Genomic DNA, 536 nt, shown 5'->3' on the forward strand with positions numbered 1-536 from the left:
GATGGCCGCATCGGTCATTTCCGGGCCAAGTGGGCGAATCTTTCGGAATTCATCCGTGAAGTCAAGCAGACGTTTTCCCGCTACTACAATAAGGTTAAAGGCCGCCGGGGGACCCTCTGGGGTGAACGGTTCAAGAGTGTGATCGTCGAAAAGGGCGAAACGCTGGTTCACTGTCTGGCCTACATCGACCTGAACGCCGTGCGTGCGGGCATTGTCAAGCGCCCCGAGGATTACCGCTGGTGTTCGCTGGGCTACCACAGTCAGACCGGGAATGCGGACGGCTTCCTGTCCACGGACTTCGGGTTGGTTGAGTTCGGTCATTTGGATGAAAATGAACGGTTTCGGCGCTATCGCCGTCATGTGTACGAGGCGGGGGCGTTGGATGCCGGCGGAACAAAACGGCGAAAGGCCATCGATTCGGCCATCGTCGAGGCCGAACGTAAAAAAGATTATGAGATCACAAAATCCGACCGGTTCATGAGCCGGACCCGCTATTTCACCGATTCGGGCATCATCGGATCCCGCGCCTTCGTCGC

The 536-nt window shown here is 57.3% G+C and carries 1 protein-coding gene; it reads left to right on the forward strand.

Annotated features, from left to right (window positions below):
• Positions 1-536: transposase (locus ACYQ11_RS22115; protein ID WP_459926007.1), on the forward strand; the 536-nt coding region annotated here is incomplete at both ends.

This window comes from Desulfatiferula olefinivorans, from assembly GCF_054657895.1.